We start from the raw sequence: 653 nt of genomic DNA, 5'->3' as shown, positions 1-653 counted from the left end.
TGACTCATTTGCGCGATTTAGGTAATACCGTACTCGTGGTCGAACACGATGAAGATGCCATTCGCTGTGCCGATCACGTGATTGATATTGGCCCGGGAGCGGGGGTACACGGCGGTAATGTGGTTGCCGAAGGAACGATGGATGAGATCATCGCCAACCCGAACTCTCTCACAGGTCAGTATCTAAGTGGCGCAAAAGAGATAGTAGTCCCTAAAGAGCGTACCCCTCGCGATCCCAAGAAAACCGTCGAGCTACTAGGCGCAACAGGTAACAACCTGAAGAACGTCGACTTGTCTATTCCTGTCGGATTGTTTAGCTGTATTACTGGCGTGTCTGGCTCCGGTAAATCAACCTTGATCAACGATACGTTCTTCAAAATTGCACACACCCAACTCAATGGCGCTACTACTGCACACCCATCGCCTTATAAGTCGATTAAAGGTCTAGAACATTTCGATAAGGTTATCGACATCGATCAAAGCCCAATTGGCCGAACACCGCGCTCGAACCCAGCGACGTACACGGGAATCTTTACCCCTATTCGCGAGCTGTTTGCTGGTACGCAAGAATCACGTTCACGTGGTTACAAACCTGGCCGCTTTAGTTTTAACGTTCGTGGTGGTCGCTGTGAAGCTTGTCAGGGGGATGGCGTT

Annotated in this window: 1 pseudogene; it reads left to right on the top strand. The window is 50.2% G+C overall.

Annotated features, from left to right (window positions below):
- Nucleotides 1-653, top strand: a pseudogene (locus R7Q48_RS28105) (excinuclease ABC subunit UvrA); the annotation flags it as partial.

Source organism: Vibrio sp. 378 (assembly GCF_033339435.1).
This window is presented reverse-complemented; position numbering and strand designations above follow the sequence as displayed.